Source organism: Sphingomonas adhaesiva, assembly GCF_036946125.1.
GTDB classification, from domain to species: domain Bacteria; phylum Pseudomonadota; class Alphaproteobacteria; order Sphingomonadales; family Sphingomonadaceae; genus Sphingomonas; species Sphingomonas adhaesiva_A.
The window spans coordinates 170,005-190,148 of sequence record NZ_JAQIJT010000001.1; the positions used below are offsets into that span (position 1 = coordinate 170,005).

Consider the following 20,144-nt stretch of genomic DNA (forward strand, 5'->3'; position numbering starts at 1 on the left):
CGGGGTCAGATCCTCTTGGCGGTGGCGATGGCGATGCGGCATCCCAGCCGGATCGCGGCGGACATCAGCGGATAGGCGGGCGCATCCTCCGCGCCGCTCGCCAGCGCGGTATCGCGATGCTCCAGTTCCTCGGCCTGGAATTCGGCGATGGCGTGCGACAGCTCGGGGTCGCTGTCGCCCAGCTCGACCAGCTGGTCGGCATAATGCTTGTCGATCTCGGTCTCGACCGCGGCGGTGCAGGCCATCGCCGCCTCCGGCCCGATCGCGGCGGTGACCGCCCCCAGCGCGAAGCCGGCCACGTCCCAGAACGGTTGCAGGATCGTCGGGCGCACGCCGCGCTCCGCGATCATCCGGTCGAAGAAGGCGCGGTGCCGCTCCTCCTGCAACGCCATTGCGGAAATCTTGCGCGCCATCGGCGAGCGCTGGCCCATGATCGCCAGCTGCCCGGCATAGATGCGCGTCGCGCCATATTCGCCCGCCTGATCGACGCGGATCATCGAAGCGCTCGCCGCGGGACGATCGCCCGGCTTCCATCCCATCACCGCCTCCTCAGCTGCATCGCGATCAGCGCGGCGCCGATGAGCGAGACGACCGCGTTCCACCCCGCCAGCGATATGCCCAGCAACGTCCACTGTGCCGCATCGCATCGAACGATCGGCGCGGCGAGCAGGTCCTTGAGCGCCTCCTCGGTCGAGCGCCCGGCGGTGGAGACGGTCTGGGTGCAGGCCGTGATCCCCTGCCACCAATGATATTCCACCCCGGCGTGGAAGACGCCGATCAGCCCGGAGATCGCGATCAGCGCCGCCGCGCCGGCGACCAGCGTCGCCTTGCCGCGCGGCCCGCCGGTCACGAACGCGAGCGCGGCAAAGACCAATGCGCCGTAATGCGGCCAGCGCTGCCAATGGCACATCTCGCACGGATACAGACCGCCGATCAGCTGGAACGCCCAGGCCCCGCCGAGCAGCGCGGCGGGGATGAGCAGCGCGAGCAGCCGCGCGTTGCGCAAGGCAAGCGTCATGCCGCCCGCCCTCCCCCGTCATGCCGGGCTCGTCCCGGCCTCCAGGGCGCCGCGCGCCTCACGATCGTTGATCGCGCGGAACCCTGGACCCCGGAACAAGTCCGGGGTGACGAGGTGGTGGAGGCTACCGCTAGAGCCCCGTCACCCCGGGCTTGACCCGGGGTCCCGTTCGCTTTCGCCTGCGCGTCCCTCACTTCTTCGCGTCCGGCTTCGCCATCGCCGCCGTCACCGCGGCGACCTGCTGCGCCCCGCCCAGCCGCGCGATCGTCTTCAGCGCGTACCACAGCTGGAAATCATCGACCCCCTGCTTCTTCAGCGCCTCGGGCGTGGCGGAGAAGCGCGGATCGTCCTTCACATCCTCCTCCAGCACCGCATTGTCGGGCGCCTTGATCTCGTTGATGAGGTGGCGGCGCAGGTCGCTCTCGCGGAACACCGGGCGGTTCTTGTAATCCGGGTCGGACAGCTGGGGCACGCGGATGTCGGGTTCGATCCCGCCTTCCTGCACGCTGCGGCCCGACGGGGTGAAGTAGCGCGCCGTCGTCAGCCGCAGCGCGGTGCGCGGCCCCAGCGGCAACAGCGTCTGCACCGATCCCTTGCCGAACGTCCGCTCGCCCATCACCAGCGCGCGGTGGTGGTCCTGAAGCGCACCCGCGACGATCTCGCTGGCGGACGCGGTGCCCGCATCGGTCAGCACGATCACCGGCAGCCCGTGCGCGTCGTCGCCCGGCTTCGCATAGTAACGCTGCGTATTGGCCGCCTCGCGCTCACGCTGCGACACGATCTCGCCGCGCTCCAGGAACGAGTCCGCGACCGCGATCGCCTGGTCCAGCAGCCCGCCGCCATTCTCGCGCAGGTCGACGACATAGCCGAGCGGGCGATGCCCCAGCGCCTTGTCGATCGCCATGATCGCGGCGCGCGTGTCGGCGCCGGTCTGCTCGGAGAAGGTGTTGATGTTGATATAGCCGACGTCGCCCTTCACCTCCCATTTCACCGGGCGCTGGACGATGACCTCGCGCACCAGCGTGACGACGATCGGCTTGTCGCGGCCGGGGCGGACCAGCGTCAGCGTCACCTTGCTGCCCGGACGCCCGCGCATCTGCGCCGTCGCCTCGTCCAGCGTGCCGCCGTAGATCAGCTTGCCGTCGATATGCGTGATATAGTCGCCCGACTTGATCCCGGCGCGCCCAGCGGGCGTATCCTCCTGCGGCGCGACGACCTTCACCGCGCCGTCCTCCATCGACACGGTCAGGCCCAGCCCGCCGTAGCTCCCCTGCGTCTGGATGCGCAGATTGTCGAAATCGGACCCGTCGACATAGCTGGAATGCGGATCGAGCGCGGCGAGCATGCCGTCGATCGCGCCCTTCATCAGCTGTTCGTCGGTGACCTTGTCGACATAATCCGCCTTCACGCGGTTGTAGACGTCGAGGAACTTGTCGAGCTCGCGGTAACTGACGGTGTCGGCCGCGGCCATCGCCCCGGTGGCGACGGGGACCATCGCGATTCCGGTGACCAGCGCGGCGGCCTGAAGCAGTCTGGACTTCATACGATCGGATCGATCCTGCGACGAAAGAAGGCGAAAAGCCGGTGTAGCGGAAAGGCGGGCGCGATCAAAGCGGGTCCGTCCGCACCGGCATCCGCCGCCCACCATGGGCATCGCCGCCTGAACCCCCGCTGAGCGTGCGTCACCCCACCAGCCGCGCGATGTCCATCGGCCGCCCCAGCCGCCGCAATTCCACCGTCACCTGCGCCCCGTCGTTGACCGCCGCCCGCCCGATCGGAGCACCCGCCGCCACCGTCTGCCCGGGCCGTACCGACAGCGTCCCCAGCCCGGTCAGCAGCGTCGTCCACCCCGCGCCGTGATCGACGATGACGACGCCGCCATAGCTGCGGAACGGACGCGCATAGGCGATCCGCCCAGCGGCGGGCGCGACCATCGCCGCGCCGGGCGCGACGGCGAAGGTCAGCCCCCGCGCGCGCACCCCGTCGCCCGACACCTCGCCCAGCCCGGTGACCAGCCGCCCGCGCACCGGCAGGCGATAGGCGGGCGCGTCCGCCACCGCGGCCGGGGGGGCCGCCGCGGGTGGCCCCGGCAGCGCGATGACGTCGCCCAGCACCGCCTGTTCCCCGCCGATCCGCGCCAGCCGTTCGCCGGTGTCGCGCGCGACCTCGCCCAGCGCCAGCGCGCGCTCGTCGCCGTCCCCCACCGCGCCGCGCAGCGCCGCGAGTTGTTCGCGCGCCTCGACCAGCCGGCCGCGACCGTCCTCCAGCGCACGCGCCGCCGTCTCGGCATTGTCCTGCAGGGTACGGGTCCGCGCCACCTGCGCGCGCAGCGTCGCGGTCCGCTCGCGCAGGGCGGGCAGCGTCGTCGCCAGCACCGCCTGCACATGCACCAGGTCGCTCACGCTACCGGGCCGCACCAGCGTCACCAGCGCCGGGCGCCGGGCGAGCGTGACGAGCGATTCCAGCGCCGCCGCGATCGGGGCCTGCTGCGCGGCCAGCGCGCGGCGCTGCTCGCTGAGCAACGCGCCGATCAGCGCCGCGCGCGTGCGCCCGGCGGCGATCTCCGCCTCCGCCGCGGCCACGCGCGCGGCGACCGCCTGCTCCTGCCACCGTGCGCGTTCCGCCGGATCGGTCGCGGCATCGGCCCGCGCGTCAAACGCGCGCGCCTGCCGCTGTGCGATCAGCACCGCCGCCTTGGCACCGCGCAGGTCGTCCCCCGTCGCCGCCGTCGCCGCCGCCCAGGCCGCGGCGCTCGCGACCGACGCGACCGCCGCCGCCAGCAGGAGACGTCCGCGTGTCATCCCTCGCGGTGATAGGGATGGTTGGCCAGGATGCTGGTGGCGCGGAACAATTGCTCCGCCAGCATCGCGCGCGCCAGCAGGTGGGGCCAGGTCGCGCGTCCGAACGACAGCAGCAGGTCCGCCTCGCCGCGCTCGGCGTCGGAAAAGCCGTCCGCCGCGCCGATCAGGAAGCGCGCCTCGCGCACGCCATCGTCGCGCCACCGCCCCAGCCGCTCCGCCAGCGCCATCGACGCCAGCACCTCGCCCTTTTCGTCGAGCAGGATGCGGCGCGCCTGCGCCACCGGGCGATCGGGCTCGCGCCCGCCGCGATCGGGCAGCTCGCTGACGCGCGTCGGCCAGGCGATCCGCTTCATGTAGCGATCGACCAGCTCGGCCTCGGGCGAGCGCGCGATCCGCCCGCGCGCGACGATGTGGAGCAGCATGTCAGCCGCGCTGGCGCGTCAGGCGGTCCCCGTGGCGGGGGCGGTCGCTGGTCCTGTCGCCGGGGCTGCGGGCGCGTCGCCGAACGACCACATCCGCTCCAGATTGTAGAAGCTGCGCACCTCGGGGCGGAACAGGTGGACGATCACGTCGCCCGCATCGATCAGCACCCAATCCGCATTGGGCAGCCCCTCGATCCGCGCCGATCGCCCGGTCTCGACCTTGATCCGCTGCGCCAGCTTCGACGCCATCGACGCCACCTGCCGGGTGGAGCGGCCGCTGGCGATCACCATATGGTCCGCGATCGACGACTTCCCCGCGAGCGGGATCGAGATCGTGTCCACCGCCTGATCGTCGTCCAGCGACTCCAGGACGAGCTTGTGCAGCGCCTCGATCACCTCGTCGGACGGGCGTTCGGGGGCGGAAGACGGGTCGGTAGCGGGCAAGATGGCTCCTAGGATTGCCGGTTCGGTGAGGATATGGGATCGTCGACGTGCCGGTGCCAGTCGGGATCCTGCGCGCGCAGCTGCGTCGCGGATGTCGTGTCGGGGCGGAACCGCAGCAGCACCAGCGCCGGAACGCTCCATTCGGCCCAGTCACCTGACTGGCATGCGGGCCGCCGAAAGCGCCGCAGCCACGCCATCGCGGGCGCCGCGAGGGCACGCGCATCATAGCCGGGGCGCGCCACGACCGCAATCGGCATCGTGCGCGCGATCGTTCGCCACTGCCGCCAGCGGTCGAACTGCGCCAGATTGTCCGCCCCCATGATCCAGACGAAGCGGATGCGCGGATAGCGCCGCACCAGCGCGCGCAGCGTATCGACGGTGTAGCGGGTGCGCAGCCGCGCCTCGATATCGGTCGCGCGGATCGGCGCCCGCCGCGCCATCCGGCGTGCCGAGGCGAGCCGCGCGGGCAGCGGCGCCATGCCGGCGACGGGCTTCAGCGGGTTGCCCGGCGACACCAGCCACCACGCCTCGTCCAGCTCCAGCGCGCGGATCGCCGCCAGCGTGACGTGCCGATGCCCGCGATGCGCCGGGTTGAAGGAGCCGCCGAGCAGCCCGACGCGGCGCGTCATGGCGCGATCTGCCAGTCTTCGCGCTCATGATAGACGCGTAGAACGTCGACCTGCCGACCGGGCCCGAGCTGATAATGAATAAGATACGGAGTACCAAGCACCCGCAGGATACGGGTGCCGTCGGCATGGGGGCGCCCGCCCCGAGGAAACCTGGCCAGGAAGCTCGCCCGCTCGCGGATGCTGGCGAGCGTGACGATCGCGAATTGGGGGCTCGCCTCTCGTTCAAGCCACGCGTCGATGTCACGCAGGTCGTCCCGCGCCGCGATCGACCATCGCACCGCCGTCATCGACGGCGCCGCTCAATCATCTCCGACAGTTCCTGCATCATCTCTTCATGCGTGACGTACTCGCCCCGCGCGATCTGGTCTGCACCGACCCGGACGAACGCGGCAAAGTCGGCCTCGCTCTCAGCTACCCGTCGGATCGCCTCGGCCGCGAAGTCGTCGCGTGACATGCCGCGGGCGGCTGCCAGCTGTTCGACCAGGGCCAGCGTATCATCGCCGAGCTCCGGGCGAAGCGGGCGATGCGCGTTCACGGCCGCACCTGCCCGGTGCCGCGCCCGACCCATTTGTACGTCGTCAGCCCCTCCAGCGCGACCGGCCCGCGCGCGTGGAGGCGCCCCGTGGCGATGCCGATCTCCGCGCCCAGCCCGAATTCGCCGCCATCGGCGAACTGCGTGGAGGCGTTCCACAGCACGATCGCCGAATCGACCTGCGCCAGGAAGCGTTCCGCCACCGCCGCGTCGCCCGCCACGATCGCATCGGTATGCCCGGAGGCGTGCCGCGCGATATGCGCCAGCGCGCCGGCCAGCCCGTCGACCAGCGCGACGGAGCAGATCGCGTCGAGATATTCCGTATCCCAATCCGCCGCATCCGCCGGCTCGACGATCTCCCCGATCGATGCCTCCCGCGGGTCGCCGCGCACCTCGCATCCCGCGGCCTGCAACGCCTCGACCAGCTCGACCGGCCGCGCATAGGCGCGGTCGATCAGCAGCGTCTCCATCGCGCCGCACACCCCGGTGCGCCGCATCTTGGCATTGAGCGCCACCGCGCGCGCCATCGCCGGATCGGCCGACGCATCGACATAGAGGTGGTTGACGCCGTCGAGGTGCGCCAGCACCGGCACCCTCGCCTCCGCCTGCACCCGCGCGACCAGGCTCTTGCCCCCGCGCGGGATGATGAGGTCGATCGCGCCCTCCGCCGCCAGCATCGCCCCCACCGCCGCCCGGTCGGTCGTCGGCACCAGCTGGACCGCATCCGCGGGAAGCCCCGCCGTCACGATCCCCTCCACCATCGCGGCGTGGATCGCGCGGTTGCTCTCCACCGCCTCCGACCCGCCGCGCAGGATCACCGCATTGCCCGAGCGCAGACACAGCGCCGCGGCGTCCGCGGTCACGTTCGGCCGGCTTTCGTAGATGATGCCGATCACCCCGATCGGCACGCGCACGCGCGACAGCCGCAGCCCGTTGGGCCGCTCGCTGCGGTCGATCACCTGCCCCACCGGATCGGGGAGCGCCGCGACCGCCGCGACGCCGTCCGCGGTCGCCGCCAGCCGCCTTTCATCCAGCCGCAGCCGGTCGAGCATCGCCGCGCTCAGCCCCGCCGCCCCGCCGCGCGCGACGTCGGCCGCATTCGCCGCCAGGATCGCCGGCGCCGCCGCGCGGATCGCCTCGGCCGCCAGCGTGAGCGCCCGCGCCTTTGCGGCATCGCCGGCGCGCGCCATCGACGCAGCGGCGGTACGCGCGCGCGTGCCCATGGCAGACATCAGCGCGACAGGGGATTGGGGGTCCAGCATGACGGCCACCCTATCACGCCGCGATGCCTCACCTCAATCGCGCGAGAGCGGCTCCGCCTCAAGCGGGGCAGGCGCGGTGCAATCCCCCTCGCGCATGGTCGCGGCGGGGCGGGCGCGCCCCATCGTCCAGTTCGCCTGCATCCGCACCTTCGGGTTGGGCGCACACCAGATCTCGCCCGTCGCGTTGATCGCAGTGACCCAGATGAGGTTGTGCTCCTGCCCGTAATCGATCACCGCGATCGCGAAGCCGGGACCCTTGTCGAGGACATGGATCGGGATCGGCGGATCGAGCTGCTGGAACGACATGGGAATAGACCTTTCGGTTCAGCCATATAACCGATGCCGGCTGGGTACGGTTCCGGCCCGTGGCGTCCGGCCGGCGCACGCCTATATTGCCGTCATGACCGACACCGCCCCCGACCGCCGCCGTTTCCTGACGCTTGCCGGACTGGGCACGCTGTCGCTCCCGCTGATCGCCTGCGGCACGCGCAGCGCCGCCGCGGCGGAGCGTTTCCCGGTGACGAAGACCGACGCGCAGTGGCGCGCGCAGCTGGGCCCCGCCGCCTATGACGTATTGCGGCGTGAGGGCACCGAACGCCCCTTCTCCAGCCCGCTCAACGACGAGCATCGCGCCGGCACCTTCGCCTGCAAAGGCTGCGCGCAGCCGCTCTTCCCGTCGCGGACGAAGTTCGACAGCGGCACCGGCTGGCCCAGCTTCTGGGCGCCGCTCAAGGATGCGGTGGCAACGCGGCGCGACGGATCGCTGGGGATGACGCGGGTGGAGGTGCATTGCCGCCGCTGCGGCGGGCATCTGGGCCATGTGTTCGACGACGGGCCGAAGCCGACCGGCAAGCGCTATTGCATGAACGGCGTGGCGATGACGTTCCGGGCGGCGTAAAACGCCGCCGATGCGTCAGTTCGCCGCGATCGATACCGGCACGGTGGCGGCGGTCGCGATCGTCAGCGGGGGCAGCGCCTCCTCGACCGGGGCAGGCGTCGCCGGAGCCTTGCCCGCATAGATGAACCCGGCCACCGGATAACTGCTGGTGCCCAGCCCGCCGACCGGCGCGAACCACACGCGGACCTGGCTCCAGTCGCCTGCCGCCGACACGTCGATCGCACGTACGTTGCGCTCCACGCCGCCGCGGCGCGACCAGTTGGCGTGGGTCAGCAGCACTTCGCGCGCGCTCACCACCTTGCTCACCATGGCGACATGACCGACCGGCATGGAACGGACCGCCTTGAACGCCATCACCGCGCCGACCTGCGGCGTGGCGCCGCGCTCGTAGCGGCCGGCGGCCTGGCCCCACCAGGTGTTGGCGTTGCCGCGGATCTCGATGCCCGACACCTCACGCGCGAACGGCGCGCACTGCAGGTAACCTGCCTGTGCCGCGGTCGCCGTCATCAGGGCGCACGATGCCACCAGCGCAAAACGCGCTGCCAAAGCCTTCAACGTCAAGGGAGACCCCCCGGTCCGAAACTGTCGAATGTGGGGCTACCGGGGGACGTTGCGCGCCACAACCATCGCCGGGCACCGATCGGATGAACGGGACGTGACCGGCGACGAACGGACGCGAGATGCGACGAAACACTTCATCGCACGCTGCAAACGTTACCGAAACCTTTACGCGAAGGGCTCTCGCGGTGCCGAATCGATGACCGGCGCGCCCGTCAACTTGGCCATCCGCAGTTCATGCTCGCGCCGGCCGAACGGGAAGCGGGTGTAGAAGAAGGCCGCCAGGACGTTGAACGCGACATAGCAGCAGGCATAGATCAGCGTCAGCCGGTCGAGCACGGCGGGCGCGACCTGCCCCGGCACCGCCTTCTCCGGAAAGCCCGCCGCCGCGAGGATCAGCCCGCAGACGAAGATGCCGATGCCGCTGGTGCATTTCTGCACGAAGAAACCGCCGGCGAAGAACATCCCCTCCGACCGGCGTCCGGTGCGCACCTCCGAATCCTCGACCACATCGGCCAGCATCGACGCGCCCAGGATATAGGCGGTGACGCCGCACGCGGTGCCTGCGGTCGCGAAGGCGAACAGCAGCGGCAGCATCGCGGGCTCGCCCACGGTGGGGAACACCCCCGCCAGCCGCAACCAATAGGGCGTCGTGCCCAGCGTCACGCTCAACAGCGCCGCGACGGCGGCGGCGCGCGGTTTGGCCAGCCTCGCCCCGATCTTCGGCGCGGCGATGAAGGCGACCATCACGCCCGCGAACAGCGACATGCTGAAATAGACGAAGGTCGCGCCGCGAAATCCCCAGACGAAGCTGTAGAGGTAGTTGGACAGCGCATAGACCAGCCCCTGCCCGGTATAGGCGCACACCCCCGCCAGCATCAGGATCGCGAACGCGCGGTTCCTCACCGTCTCCGCGATCTCGGCGAAGCTCTCCTTCAGCGACTGCGCCCGATGCGCCTGCTTGGGCAGGTACGGGATCTCCTTGTGCGTTCCCAGCGCGGAGATGACGATCGTCAGCCCCATCATGATCGCGCCCGCGATCGCGAAGCCGCGATAGCCCGCCGGATTGAGCAGCCCGTTGGGATAGCCCGGCGCCGGCGCCAGGAAATACATATAGGCCGACACCAGCATCAGCAGCCCGCCGGCCCAGCCGAAGAGATAGCGATACGCCATGATCCGCGTCCGTTCGTCGTAATCGCCCGACAGTTCGGCGGCGAGCGCCTGGCTCGGCACCTCATAGGCGCTGACCGCCGACCGCACGATCACCGCGACGACGAACAACCAGCCCAGCACCATCTGGTGCGAGGCCGCGGGCGGGTTCCACAGCAGCAGCCAGCCGAGCATGATCGGCAGCGCGGCGCCGTACATCCACGGATGCCGCCGCCCCCAGCGCCCGCGCGTGCGATCCGAGAGAAAACCGATCGTGGGATCGACGAATGCGTCGACGATCAGCGCGCACATCACGACGAACCCCACGGTCGCCGCGGGCACGCCCACCACCTGGTTGTAGAACAGCAGCAGGAAGGTACCGAACCCGCTGTCCTTCACGCCGTACGCCGCCGCCCCCAGGCCATAGCTGGCCATCGTGCCCGGCGAGAGGCGGCGGACCATCGGCGCGCTCGACGCAGGCGTCGCCCCCGCGGCGTCGACCGCGCCGGGGGCGGTCACTGGAACGCCTCCAGCGCGCTGAACAACGACGGCTGCGTCTCGTCCCAGCTGGCACGGGTGCCGATGGTGAGCCCGCCGTCGACCAGGATGTGCGTGCCGGTGACGAAGGCCGCGTCGTCGCTGGCGAGATAGGCGACCGCGGCGGCGATATCCTCGGGCCGCCCGGCGCGCTTCACCGGCTGCGCCGCGGCGGCGACCTGCGCGATCGCCTGGTTGGCGGCCTGTCGCTTCTCCTCCGGCACGTCGAGGTGGCGGGTGAAGATGTTGGTCGTGATGAAGCCGGGCACCACCGCGTTGACGCGGATATTGTGGCGCGACAGCTCCGCCGCGGCCATCCTCGTCAGGTGGAGCACGCCCGCCTTTGCGGTCGAATAGGCGAGCGGTGCATAGCCCGATCCCAGCGCCGACACGCTGGAGGTGTTGACGATCGCGCCCCCGCCGCGCGCGGTCATCAGCGGCGCGGCATGCCGGATGCCGAGCGCCACGGAGCGGAGCAGCAGCGCCTGCGTACGGTCCCAGTCGGCCGCCGAAATCTCGTCGATCCGCTCGCGCGCGCCGCCGGCACCGGCGTTGTTGAAGACGATATCGAGGCCGCCGGCCAAATCGGCGGCCTGCATCAGCGCCGCGATCGCGGCGTCGTCGGTGACGTCGGTGTGCTGGAAACGAATCCGGCCGTTCGACGTCGCGGCGAGCTCCTCGCCCGCGCCGCTGTCGATATCGCCGATCCAGACCTCGGCACCCTCTTCCACCAGACGAAGCGCGGTAGCGCGTCCGATGCCCGATGCACCGCCCGTCACCACCGCGCGCTTGCCCTGAAGCCGCATCACACTCTCCTGCGAACGGCCGGTTTCCCGGCTCTTTCGGCAGCATAGTATGGTGGTTCAGCGCGTCAACACAACGCCGTTCGAATAATGGGTTTGCCCTGTCGCGATGTTCGGCATAGACCGCGCGCATGGCTCTCGATCCCGAAACCTTCGACGCACTCATCGACAACATCCGCCGCTTCGTCGGCGAGCGCCTGCGCCCGCTGGAGGCGCAGGTGGAGGCCGATGACGCCATCCCTGCGAACGTCGTGCAGGAAATGCGCGACATGGGGCTGTTCGGCCTCTCGATCGCGGAGGAATATGGCGGGCTGGGCCTCGACATGATGGAGGAGGCGCGCGTCGCCATCGAGCTGGGCCGCACGACGCCGGCGTTCCGCAGCAACTTCGGCACCAACGTGGGCATCGGCTCGCAGGGCCTCGTCATGGCCGGCACCCCCGAACAGAAGGCGGAGTGGCTGCCCCGAATCGCGAGCGGCGACATCATCACCAGCTTCGCGCTGACCGAGCCCGACGTCGGCAGCGATTCGGGCAGCGTGAAGACGCGCGCGGTGCGCGACGGCGACGTCTATCGCCTGTCGGGCACGAAGCGCTACATCACCAATGCCGACCGCGCCGACCTCTTCACCGTCATGGCGCGCACCGGCGACGAGCCCGGCGGGCGCGGCGTCTCCGCCTTCCTGGTGCCGAAGTCGCTGGCCGGCGTCTCGATCGGCGAGCCCGAGAAGAAGATGGGGCAGAAGGGCGCGAAGGTCGCCGACGTGATCTTCGACGACGCCCCCGTCCCCGTCGGCAACCGGCTGGGTGCGGAAGGGGAGGGCTTCAAGATCGCGATGCGCGTCCTCGACCGCGGGCGGCTCCACATCTCCGCGGTGTGCATCGGCGTCGCCGAGCGGCTGATCGCGGACTGCGTCGCCTATGCCGGCGAGCGCAAGCAGTTCGGCAAGCCGATCGCCGAGCACCAGTTGATCCAGGCGATGATCGCCGATTCCAAGACCGAGGCGCTCGCCGCGCGTGCGCTGGTGCTGGAAACCGCCGCCGCCAAGGATGCGGGCAAGGACGTGGTGATGGAGAGCGCCGCGGCGAAATATTACGCCAGCGAGATGGTCGGCCGCGTCGCCGATCGCGCGGTGCAGATCTTCGGCGGCGCGGGCTATATCGCCGATTACGGGATCGAGCGGCTGTACCGCGACGTGCGGCTGTTCCGCATCTACGAAGGTACCAGCCAGATCCAGCAGATCATCATCGCGCGCGAGACGATGAAGCGCGGCGGCTGAACCCAATACACGAGAGGATATCGATGGATACCACCAACCTGTTCCGGCTGGACGGCCGCGTCGCGCTCGTCACCGGGGGCAGCCGCGGCATCGGCAAGATGATCGCCGCCGGCTTCATCGCGCAGGGCGCGAAGGTCTATATCTCCAGCCGCAAGGCGCCCGCCTGCGAAGAGACCGCCGCAGAGCTGGGGCCGAACTGCATCCCCCTGCCCATGGACGTCTCGACCGTCGAGGGCTGCCGCGCGCTCGCCGCGGCGATGGCGGAGCGCGCGGAACGGCTCGACATCCTGGTCAACAACGCCGGCGCCGCCTGGGGCGTGCCGTTCGAGGAGTTTCCGGAGAGCGGCTGGGACAAGGTCATGGACCTCAACGTCAAGTCGCCCTTCTTCCTGACGCAGGCGCTGCACGACATGCTGAAGGCGGGGGCCGCGACCGGCACGGTGGCGAAGGTCATCAACATCACCTCGATCGACGGACTGCGGCTGAACCCGTGGGAGACGTACAGCTACCACGCCTCCAAATCGGCGCTGATCTACCTGACGAAGCGGATCGCCGCGCGGCTGGTGAAGGACGGGATCAACGTCACCTCGATCGCCCCCGGCGCCTTCGCCAGCGAGATGAACCGCGCCGCGCGCGACCACGGCGAGCAGGTCGCCAAGGCGATCCCCGCGCGCCGCATCGGCGAGCAGGAGGATATGGCCGGCACCGCCATCTACCTCGCCAGCCGCGCGGGCGACTATGTCATCGGTGAGACGATCGCGGTCGACGGCGGCATCGTCAACGCGTCGCTGGGCAGCAGCATCGACGCGTAGGAACGCGCACGTCGCGGCCGTCGTTCTGCCCTTCAGCAGGAGAATGACGATGGCCGCCGACGATCCGATCAAGCCCACCTCCGAAACCGACCGCCCCAATCTGTCGACCGAGCATCAGCGCGACGGCGATGCGCGCCGCCCGTCCGACACGCTCGACAAGGGGCAGCCGAACGAGGAGACGATCCCGCGCAAGTCGTCGCTGCTCGGGGACGGATGACCTTCGACCTGCGCGCCGCCTTGCTGAAGAAGGGCGAGGTCGAGAGCGCCCGGCTCGACGACTTCGCCTTTCGCCTGCGCGCGCGCACGATGCGGGTGCTGGCGGCGAGGCTGGGGGAGGACGCCGACGCGCTGGCCGCGCGCGTCGCGGCGGCCGACGATGCGACGATCCTGTCCGATCTGGCACTGCGCCATGACCCGGAGGCGCTGCATGCCGCCTTCCGGGGCGCGCGGGCGGAGGCACGCGACGCGCTGATCGCCGATCTCGGCGACCCGACGCCGCATCGGCTGGCATAAAGCCCTACGTCAGGCCGGGACGAGCGCGGCGTGACGAAGGAAAAGGGAAGTGGAGGGGCTTCTGTTGCCCGGCGCCCTCCGAACCGCTGGAATCCCTTCTGTTGCCCGGTGGGTCCAACCGCGCTATTTTGGTGTAACGTCAGGCCGTTAGGCCATCAGTTACGCCGCAATCGCGAGTGCTTCGTTATCGTTGGCACTTGTGTAATGGGCCGTTGCGGTGGTCCCATTCCGAGCGAAAACAGCGCCTTTCAATACACGTCGATCCTGGTTCGGCCCCATCAGCTGAGCCGCTTTGCCGGCACGCCTCACGCGTGTCGGCAAAGCGGCGCAAGTGGTGGAGCCGCCGGGTACTGCCCCCGGGTCCGCTGCATCTATTCTACGCCGCGATTTATCGCCATAGCCGGGTAGAACCCGGCGCGACCCATATAGGGGGCCCGCACGCCGGAGAAAAGCCCATGGCGGCCCTGACAGCGCCACAATATCCCTGTAAAGGATAGGACATGCTTACCCAGCGGTCCCGTTACGCCCTGCGCTCGATGCTGTTCCTCGCCACCGCACCGGCCACGACCCCGCCGATCCCGATGACGAAGATCGCGGCCGAGGCGAACGTCCCGCGCAAGTTCCTCGAGCTGATCCTCGCCGACCTACGCGATGCGGGGCTGCTGCACAGCACGCGCGGCAAGATGGGCGGCTATCGGCTGTCGCGCCCCGCGCACCTCATCTCGCTCGGCGAGATCATCCGCATCATCGAAGGGCCGCTGGCGCTCGTCCCCTGCGTCAGCCGCACCGCCTATCGCCCCTGCAACGACTGCAAGAGCGAGGCCGATTGCGCAATCCGCCACGCGATGATGCGCGTGCGCGACGAAACCGCGCGGATCCTCGACGGCACCAGCCTGGCGGATGCGGTGGCCGAGGATCTGGCGGCGGCGTGATGGAGTTCCGGACGCCGGAACGTATCTTTCTCCGGCGAAGGCAAGGCCTTTGCAAAACGTGTTGAACAGCACCGACTCCACGCCGTGCTCCTGCGCAGGCAGGAGCCCAGGGTTGCAATTCCCATAAGGCGTTGTTCTGCTTGGCCCTGGGCTCCTGCCTTCGCAGGAGCACGGTGTAGCCTTTGCAAAGGTCCCGCCTTCGCCGGGGATCAGGCAAGTCATTGGGCCGCGCAGGAGCCCGCTTTCGCAGGTGACGCGAACCCGTTACCTCGCATCCCATGACCGCGCCGCTGCCCGCCACCGAAACCGACGCCGCCGCCGAACTGGAGCGGCTGGCCGAGGAGATCGCGCGCCACAATCGCCTGTATCACACCGACGACGCGCCCGAGATCAGCGACGCCGAGTACGACGCGCTGGTCCGCCGCAACGGCGCGATCGAGCGCGCCTTCCCCGCGCTCGTCCGCAGCGACTCGCCCTCGCTCCAGGTCGGCGCCGCCCCCGCCGCGCATCTCGCCAAGGTCGCCCATGCACGCGCGATGATGAGCCTGGAGAACGCGTTCTCCGACGAGGAGGTGGCGGATTTCGTCGCCCGCGTCCGCCGCTTCCTGAAGCTCCCCGACGACGCCGCGGTGGCGCTGACGGCCGAGCCGAAGATCGACGGCCTGTCCTGTTCGCTGCGCTATCAGGACCGCCGGCTGGTGCAGGCGCTGACCCGCGGCGACGGTGCGGTGGGCGAGGATGTGACCGCCAACGTCCGCACCATCGCCGACATCCCTTCCGAGCTTCCCGCCGCGGCGCCCGACGTGTTCGAGGTGCGCGGCGAGGTCTATATGGACAAGGCCGCCTTCGCCGCGCTCAATGCCCGGCTGGCGGAGGAAGCCGCCGCCGCGGGCAAGGAGCCGCGCCGCTTCGCGAACCCGCGCAACGCCGCCGCCGGATCGCTGCGCCAGAAGGATGCCGCCGTCACCGCCAGCCGCCCGCTGCGCTTCCTGGCGCACGGCTGGGGCGAGGCGAGCGCCATACCCGGCGAGACGCAGGCGGCGGTCGTCGCCGCCCTGCGCGACTGGGGCTTCCCGGTCGCCGATTCGTTCGCCCGCTGCGACGGCGCCGATGCGGCGCTTGCGGTCTATCGCGCGATCGAGGCGCAGCGTGCCGACCTGCCGTTCGACATCGACGGCGTCGTCTACAAGCTCGACCGGCTCGACTGGCAGGCCCGGCTGGGCAGCGTCGGGCGCGCACCGCGCTGGGCGATCGCGCACAAATTTCCCGCCGAGCGCGCGGAGACGACGCTGGAGGCGATCGACATCCAGGTCGGGCGCACCGGCAAGCTGACCCCCGTGGCACGGCTGCGTCCCGTCACCGTCGGAGGCGTCGTCGTCACCAACGCCACGCTCCACAACCGCGACGAGATCGCGCGCCTCGATGCGCGCGTCGGCGACCGCGTCGTCCTGCAACGCGCCGGCGACGTCATCCCGCAGATCGTCGAGGTGCTGCCGCGCGAGGAGGAGCGCGCGCCCTTCGCCTTTCCCGACCATTGCCCGATCTGCGGCAGCGAGGCGGTGGCGGAGGAGGGCGAGGTCGACGTGCGCTGCACCGGCGGTCTCATCTGCCCGGCGCAGCGGCTGGAGCGGCTGAAGCATTTCGTCAGCCGCGGCGCGCTCGATATCGAGGGGCTGGGCGAGAAGACGCTGGTCGAGTTCCTCGATCTCGGCTGGATCGCGGAGCCGGCGGACATCTTCCGCCTCGCGGCGCATCGCGACGAACTGGTCGGGCGGGAAGGATGGCAGGCGAAGTCGGTCGACGCGCTGCTCGCCGCGATCGAGGCGAAGCGCGAACCCGATGCCGCGCGGCTGCTGTTCGGGCTCGGCATCCGCCATATCGGCATCGTCACCGCGCGCGACCTGATGAAGCGTTACGTGCACCTGCCCGCGCTCGCCGCGCTGGCGGGCGAGGTGATCGCGCTGCGCGACACGTTCCCCGCCGCGATCGGCGAGAGCGAGGCGAAGCACCGCACCCGCCTCGACAAGGCGATCGCCGACCTGATCGGAGTCGAGAATGTCGGCGCCGCGGTCGGCCATGCGCTCGCCGATTTCTTCCACGAACCCCACAATCGCGCGGTGTGGGACGACCTGCTGGGCGAGGTCTCCCCGCCCCCCTTCCACGTCGCGACGCGCGCGTCGGAGGTATCGGGCAAGACCGTCGTCTTCACCGGCACGCTGGAGACGCTGAGCCGCGACGAGGCCAAGGCGCAGGCCGAATCGCTCGGCGCGCACGTCTCGGGATCGGTATCGAAGAAGACCGACCTGCTGGTCGCCGGCCCGGGCGCGGGATCGAAGGCGAAGAAGGCGGCGGATCTCGGCATCCGCGTGGTCGACGAGGCGGGGTGGATCGCGATCGTGGCGGCGGCGGGTTAGCCGGAACCAAGGGTAGCCGGTCGCTCCGGACAGCCTCATCCTCTTCGTCATGCCGGGCTCGTCCCGGCATCCAGGGTTCCACGATCCTCGCCGCGATGTAGTGCAAGGAACGCTGGACCCCGGAACCAGTCGAAACCTCTGCGAGAATCGTGGATCGTTCGATAATTCCGCCGTTCCCCGGCGAAGGCCGGGGCCCAGTTGGCGCGGCTTTTCCGTCTGTTACCACCGTCCCCCAGCTGGGCCCCGGCCTTCGCCGGGGAGCAAGGAACCGGATTTCGCGGAGGTCTCGCTCAAGGCCAGGTGACGGTGGGTGTGGGGCGACCACCTTCCCGATCCCTTAACCATTCCCCCGCTACACCGCGGCGCATGTATCACGACCCCGCGCTCGCCTCCGCCGCCCGCGTGCCGCTCCGCCCCGCCTCGGCGGTGTCGCACGGCGTCGGCGTGGCGGGGCTGGCGGGGCTGGCGGCGTGGCTGATCGTCGCGATCCGTTATCGCATGGACGGCCCCTATGCCGCGCTCGTCGGCGTGGCGGCGTGCGGATTGCCGATGGTCCTGTGGTCGCTGCTGGTCGACCGGGTACACCGCAACCCCTCCACCGGAATCGACTGGAGCACCGCGCGACCCTGGCGCGAGACGATCGACGTCAGCCTGGTCAAACTGGCCGGGCTATGGGTCACCTGGACGGGGATCGCGCTGATCTACGCGACGGGACGCTTCTATGGGGAAATGCCCTTCGCCTTCGCGATCTGGTGCCTGGAAACCGCCGCGCCCGCGCTGTTCGTGCTCTCGATCCCCTATGTCCTGTGGCTCGATCGCCATCTGGAGAGCCCGCGCGACGGGGCATGGCATCTGGGCACCTGGCTGCTCGGCACCGGCACCGCCGATATCGGCCGGATCCACGCGCATCTGCGCGCCTGGGCGGTGAAGGCGTTCTTCCTCGCCTTCATGCTGGCGATCGTGCCGGGCGGGTTCGGGGAGTTCGTCGCGATGGACCCGCGCGCGGCGCTCGCCGATCCGGTGCGGCTGGCCAACTGGCTCATCACGCTGATGTTCGTGATCGACGTCGCCTTCGCCACCGTCGGCTATCTGCTGACGATGCGTCCGCTCGACGCGCATATCCGCTCCGCCAACCCGTTCATGGCGGCCTGGACCGCGGCGCTGATCTGCTACCCGCCGTTCATCATGATGGATGACGGGCGGCCGTTCGACTATCGCCCCGGCACCGCCGACTGGACCCACTGGATGCAGGGGCATCCGTGGCTGCTGGCGATGACGGGCGCGGTACTGGTCGCGCTGACCGCGATCTATGCCTGGGCGACGGTGGCGTTCGGGCTGCGGTTCTCCAACCTGACGAACCGCGGCGTGCTGACGCACGGCCCCTATGCGTGGTCGCGGCATCCGGCCTATCTGGCGAAGAATCTGTTCTGGTGGATGTCGACCATCCCGATGCTGTCGACCGGATCGCTGGTCGACGCCGCGCGCGCGACGATCCTGCTCGGCGTGGTCAGCGGCATCTATTACTGGCGCGCGAGGACCGAGGAGCGGCACCTGCGGCTCGACCCGGCCTACCGCGACTATGACGAATGGATCGAGGCGCACGGCGCGGTGCCGCGGTTCCTGCGCTGGGCGCGGGGGCGCTGAACGACCTGCCCCCGCTCGAAGGGCCAGCGCCGCGCTGGTGCTTCGAGACGGCGCTTCGACAAGCCCAGCGCTTCCTCAGCACGAACGGCGGTAGGTTCGTTCAGAACCGCGCTTCGTCGTACACCTTCGACACGTCGCCGTTCCAGGCCCCGTGGTAGCGCTCCAGCAGCACCTCCGCCGGCACCTTTCCCGACCGCACGATCTCGCGCAGCGGGTCGAGGAACCCCGTCTCGTCGTCGCCCGCGCCATTGGTCCGCGCCCGCGCGGCCAGCCCGGCGTGCGCGATGTCGAGCACCGCGCCGGCGATGTCGCGCAGCTGCCCGCCGCCCGGGATCGGCGCCGACAGCCCCAGCTTCGGCACCGCGTCGCGCAGCGCCTGCCGCTCGTCGAGCGTCCAGCCCTTCACCACGTCCCACGCCGCATCCAGCGCGCCCTGATCGTACAGCAGCCCGACCCAGAACGCCGGCAGCGCGCAGATGCGGCCCCACGGCCCGCCGTCCGCGCCGCGCATCTCCAGGAAGGTCTTGAGCCGCACCTCCGGGAAGGCGGTCGACAGGTGATCGTTCCAGTCGTCGATCGTCGGCCGCTCGCCCGGCAGCACCGACAGCTCGCCCTTCATGAAGTCGCGGAAGGACAGCCCGGCGGCGTCGATATACCGGCCGTCGCGGTAGACGAAGTACATCGGCACATCGAGCATGTAATCGGCATAGCGTTCGTAGCCGAAGCCGTCCTCGAACACGAACGGCAGCATGCCGGTGCGTGCGGGATCGGTGTCCGACCAGATATGGCTGCGATAGCTAAGGAAGCCGTTGGGCTTCCCTTCGGTGAACGGCGAATTGGCGAACAGCGCGGTGGCAAGCGGCTGGAGCGCCAGCCCGACGCGGAACTTCTGCGCCATGTCGGCTTCGCTGGCATAGTCCAGGTTCACCTGGATCGTGCAGGTGCGCAGCATCATGTCGAGCCCCATCGTGCCGACGCGCGGCATGTGGCGCAGCATGATCGCATAGCGGCCCTTGGGCATGATGGGCAGCTCGTCGCGGCGCTTGTCGGGCCACATGCCCAGCCCCAGGAAGCCGACGCCCAGCCGCTCGCCCGCCGCCTTCACCTGCTGCAGATGACGCCCCGTCTCGGCGCAGGTCTGGTGCAGGTTGTCGAGCGGCGCGCCCGACAGCTCGAACTGTCCCGCCGGCTCCAGGCTGACCGACCCGTCCGCCCCGCTCAGCGCGATGATCTTCCCGCCCTCTTCGATCGGCTTCCAGCCATGCTGCTGCAATTCCAGCAGAAGCGCGCGGATACCGCCCGGCTCGTCCCACGACGGCGCATGATGGTCCGCGGTCGCATAGACGAACTTTTCATGCTCGGTGCCGATGCGCCAGCGGTCCGCCGGCTTCTCCCCGCCCGCGAAATGGGCGATGAGCTCGTTGCGCGATCCGATGACCGCTGCGTTGCTGTTCGAAACGGTCTTCGTGGACATGACGCGCGCCTTACTCGCGGATGAA

23 protein-coding genes and 1 other RNA gene are annotated in these 20,144 nt (G+C 70.1%); 8 read left to right on the forward strand and 16 right to left on the reverse strand.

What is annotated here, in order from left to right; genetic code table 11:
* Positions 1–5: 5 nt before the first annotated feature.
* From PGN23_RS00790 to PGN23_RS00840, 11 genes are all read right to left on the reverse strand, one after another.
* Positions 6–539 (reverse strand): demethoxyubiquinone hydroxylase family protein, encoded by a 534-nt coding sequence (locus tag PGN23_RS00790; protein WP_335300900.1) that lies wholly within the window; start codon positions 537–539, stop codon positions 6–8.
* Complete coding sequence (locus PGN23_RS00795) at positions 539–1,018, reverse strand: disulfide bond formation protein B (protein ID WP_335300902.1); 480 nt, start codon at positions 1,016–1,018, stop codon at positions 539–541. The genes PGN23_RS00790 and PGN23_RS00795 overlap by 1 nt, the downstream gene beginning before the upstream one ends.
* Before the next feature lie 190 nt (positions 1,019–1,208).
* Positions 1,209–2,561 (reverse strand): S41 family peptidase, encoded by a 1,353-nt coding sequence (locus PGN23_RS00800; RefSeq protein WP_335300904.1) that lies wholly within the window; start codon positions 2,559–2,561, stop codon positions 1,209–1,211.
* 139 nt (positions 2,562–2,700) lie between these two features.
* Complete coding sequence (locus PGN23_RS00805; protein WP_335300905.1) at positions 2,701–3,819, reverse strand: murein hydrolase activator EnvC family protein; 1,119 nt, start codon at positions 3,817–3,819, stop codon at positions 2,701–2,703.
* A complete protein-coding gene (locus tag PGN23_RS00810) occupies positions 3,816–4,241 on the reverse strand; it encodes a 23S rRNA (pseudouridine(1915)-N(3))-methyltransferase RlmH (protein WP_335300906.1) in 426 nt (141 codons plus the stop codon). Before PGN23_RS00810 ends, PGN23_RS00805 begins: the two co-directional genes overlap by 4 nt.
* 18 nt (positions 4,242–4,259) lie before the next feature.
* Entirely contained in the window at positions 4,260–4,685 is a 426-nt protein-coding gene (gene rsfS / locus PGN23_RS00815; RefSeq protein WP_335300908.1) for a ribosome silencing factor, read from the reverse strand.
* An 8-nt stretch (positions 4,686–4,693) separates the two neighbouring features.
* Positions 4,694–5,314, reverse strand: coding sequence for a nicotinate-nucleotide adenylyltransferase (locus PGN23_RS00820; RefSeq protein WP_335300909.1), 621 nt, complete (start codon positions 5,312–5,314; stop codon positions 4,694–4,696).
* The gene (locus PGN23_RS00825) at positions 5,311–5,601 is read right to left on the reverse strand and encodes a type II toxin-antitoxin system RelE/ParE family toxin (RefSeq protein WP_335300911.1); all 291 of its coding nucleotides are present in this window, start codon (positions 5,599–5,601) and stop codon (positions 5,311–5,313) included. Before PGN23_RS00825 ends, PGN23_RS00820 begins: the two co-directional genes overlap by 4 nt.
* Positions 5,598–5,849 (reverse strand): CopG family transcriptional regulator, encoded by a 252-nt coding sequence (locus tag PGN23_RS00830; protein ID WP_335300912.1) that lies wholly within the window; start codon positions 5,847–5,849, stop codon positions 5,598–5,600. The genes PGN23_RS00825 and PGN23_RS00830 overlap by 4 nt, the downstream gene beginning before the upstream one ends.
* Positions 5,846–7,108, reverse strand: a complete 1,263-nt coding sequence (locus tag PGN23_RS00835) for a glutamate-5-semialdehyde dehydrogenase (RefSeq protein WP_335300914.1) — start codon at positions 7,106–7,108, stop codon at positions 5,846–5,848. The genes PGN23_RS00830 and PGN23_RS00835 overlap by 4 nt, the downstream gene beginning before the upstream one ends.
* Before the next feature lie 33 nt (positions 7,109–7,141).
* Positions 7,142–7,414, reverse strand: coding sequence for a hypothetical protein (locus PGN23_RS00840; protein ID WP_335300916.1), 273 nt, complete (start codon positions 7,412–7,414; stop codon positions 7,142–7,144).
* 94 nt (positions 7,415–7,508) lie between these two features.
* Here PGN23_RS00840 and msrB point away from each other — a divergent pair, with 94 nt between their 5' ends.
* The gene (gene msrB / locus PGN23_RS00845; protein WP_335300918.1) at positions 7,509–8,006 is read left to right on the forward strand and encodes a peptide-methionine (R)-S-oxide reductase MsrB; all 498 of its coding nucleotides are present in this window, start codon (positions 7,509–7,511) and stop codon (positions 8,004–8,006) included.
* A gap of 15 nt (positions 8,007–8,021) precedes the next feature.
* Here the strand turns inward: msrB and PGN23_RS00850 are convergent, their stop codons facing one another.
* The 3 genes from PGN23_RS00850 to PGN23_RS00860 all read right to left on the reverse strand — a co-directional run bounded on the left by PGN23_RS00850 (position 8,022) and on the right by PGN23_RS00860 (position 11,056).
* Positions 8,022–8,513, reverse strand: a complete 492-nt coding sequence (locus tag PGN23_RS00850; RefSeq protein WP_335300920.1) for a CHAP domain-containing protein — start codon at positions 8,511–8,513, stop codon at positions 8,022–8,024.
* A gap of 219 nt (positions 8,514–8,732) precedes the next feature.
* Entirely contained in the window at positions 8,733–10,232 is a 1,500-nt protein-coding gene (locus PGN23_RS00855; RefSeq protein WP_335300922.1) for an MFS transporter, read from the reverse strand.
* On the reverse strand, positions 10,229–11,056 hold the full coding sequence (locus PGN23_RS00860; RefSeq protein ID WP_335300924.1) for an SDR family NAD(P)-dependent oxidoreductase: 828 nt from the start codon (positions 11,054–11,056) through the stop codon (positions 10,229–10,231). Before PGN23_RS00860 ends, PGN23_RS00855 begins: the two co-directional genes overlap by 4 nt.
* A 128-nt stretch (positions 11,057–11,184) precedes the next feature.
* Between PGN23_RS00860 and PGN23_RS00865 the strand changes: the two genes are divergently transcribed.
* From PGN23_RS00865 to PGN23_RS00880, 4 genes are read left to right on the forward strand one after another with little or no spacing between them, the layout of a single operon-like run.
* Positions 11,185–12,330 (forward strand): acyl-CoA dehydrogenase family protein, encoded by a 1,146-nt coding sequence (locus tag PGN23_RS00865; protein WP_335300925.1) that lies wholly within the window; start codon positions 11,185–11,187, stop codon positions 12,328–12,330.
* Positions 12,331–12,353: 23 nt separating this feature from the next.
* Positions 12,354–13,142 carry an SDR family oxidoreductase gene (locus PGN23_RS00870; RefSeq protein ID WP_335300926.1) on the forward strand — a complete coding sequence of 263 codons (789 nt, stop codon included), beginning with the start codon at positions 12,354–12,356 and terminating at the stop codon, positions 13,140–13,142.
* Between the two features lie 49 nt (positions 13,143–13,191).
* A complete protein-coding gene (locus tag PGN23_RS00875; RefSeq protein ID WP_335300927.1) occupies positions 13,192–13,359 on the forward strand; it encodes a hypothetical protein in 168 nt (55 codons plus the stop codon).
* Positions 13,356–13,655 (forward strand): hypothetical protein, encoded by a 300-nt coding sequence (locus PGN23_RS00880; protein ID WP_335300928.1) that lies wholly within the window; start codon positions 13,356–13,358, stop codon positions 13,653–13,655. The genes PGN23_RS00875 and PGN23_RS00880 overlap by 4 nt, the downstream gene beginning before the upstream one ends.
* An 87-nt stretch (positions 13,656–13,742) precedes the next feature.
* On the opposite strand, the gene ssrA is transcribed toward PGN23_RS00880, so the two are convergent.
* Positions 13,743–14,110, reverse strand: a transfer-messenger RNA (tmRNA) gene (gene ssrA, locus PGN23_RS00885).
* Between the two features lie 45 nt (positions 14,111–14,155).
* Between ssrA and PGN23_RS00890 the strand changes: the two genes are divergently transcribed.
* From PGN23_RS00890 to PGN23_RS00900, 3 genes are all read left to right on the forward strand, one after another.
* Entirely contained in the window at positions 14,156–14,587 is a 432-nt protein-coding gene (locus PGN23_RS00890) for an RrF2 family transcriptional regulator (RefSeq protein ID WP_335300930.1), read from the forward strand.
* Positions 14,588–14,865: 278 nt separating this feature from the next.
* Positions 14,866–17,001, forward strand: a complete 2,136-nt coding sequence (gene ligA, locus PGN23_RS00895; protein ID WP_335300932.1) for an NAD-dependent DNA ligase LigA — start codon at positions 14,866–14,868, stop codon at positions 16,999–17,001.
* Between the two features lie 366 nt (positions 17,002–17,367).
* Positions 17,368–18,645 (forward strand): methyltransferase family protein, encoded by a 1,278-nt coding sequence (locus tag PGN23_RS00900; RefSeq protein WP_335300933.1) that lies wholly within the window; start codon positions 17,368–17,370, stop codon positions 18,643–18,645.
* A 100-nt stretch (positions 18,646–18,745) separates the two neighbouring features.
* Here the strand turns inward: PGN23_RS00900 and PGN23_RS00905 are convergent, their stop codons facing one another.
* Positions 18,746–20,119, reverse strand: coding sequence for a glutamate--cysteine ligase (locus PGN23_RS00905; protein ID WP_335300935.1), 1,374 nt, complete (start codon positions 20,117–20,119; stop codon positions 18,746–18,748).
* Positions 20,120–20,144: the final 25 nt, after the last annotated feature.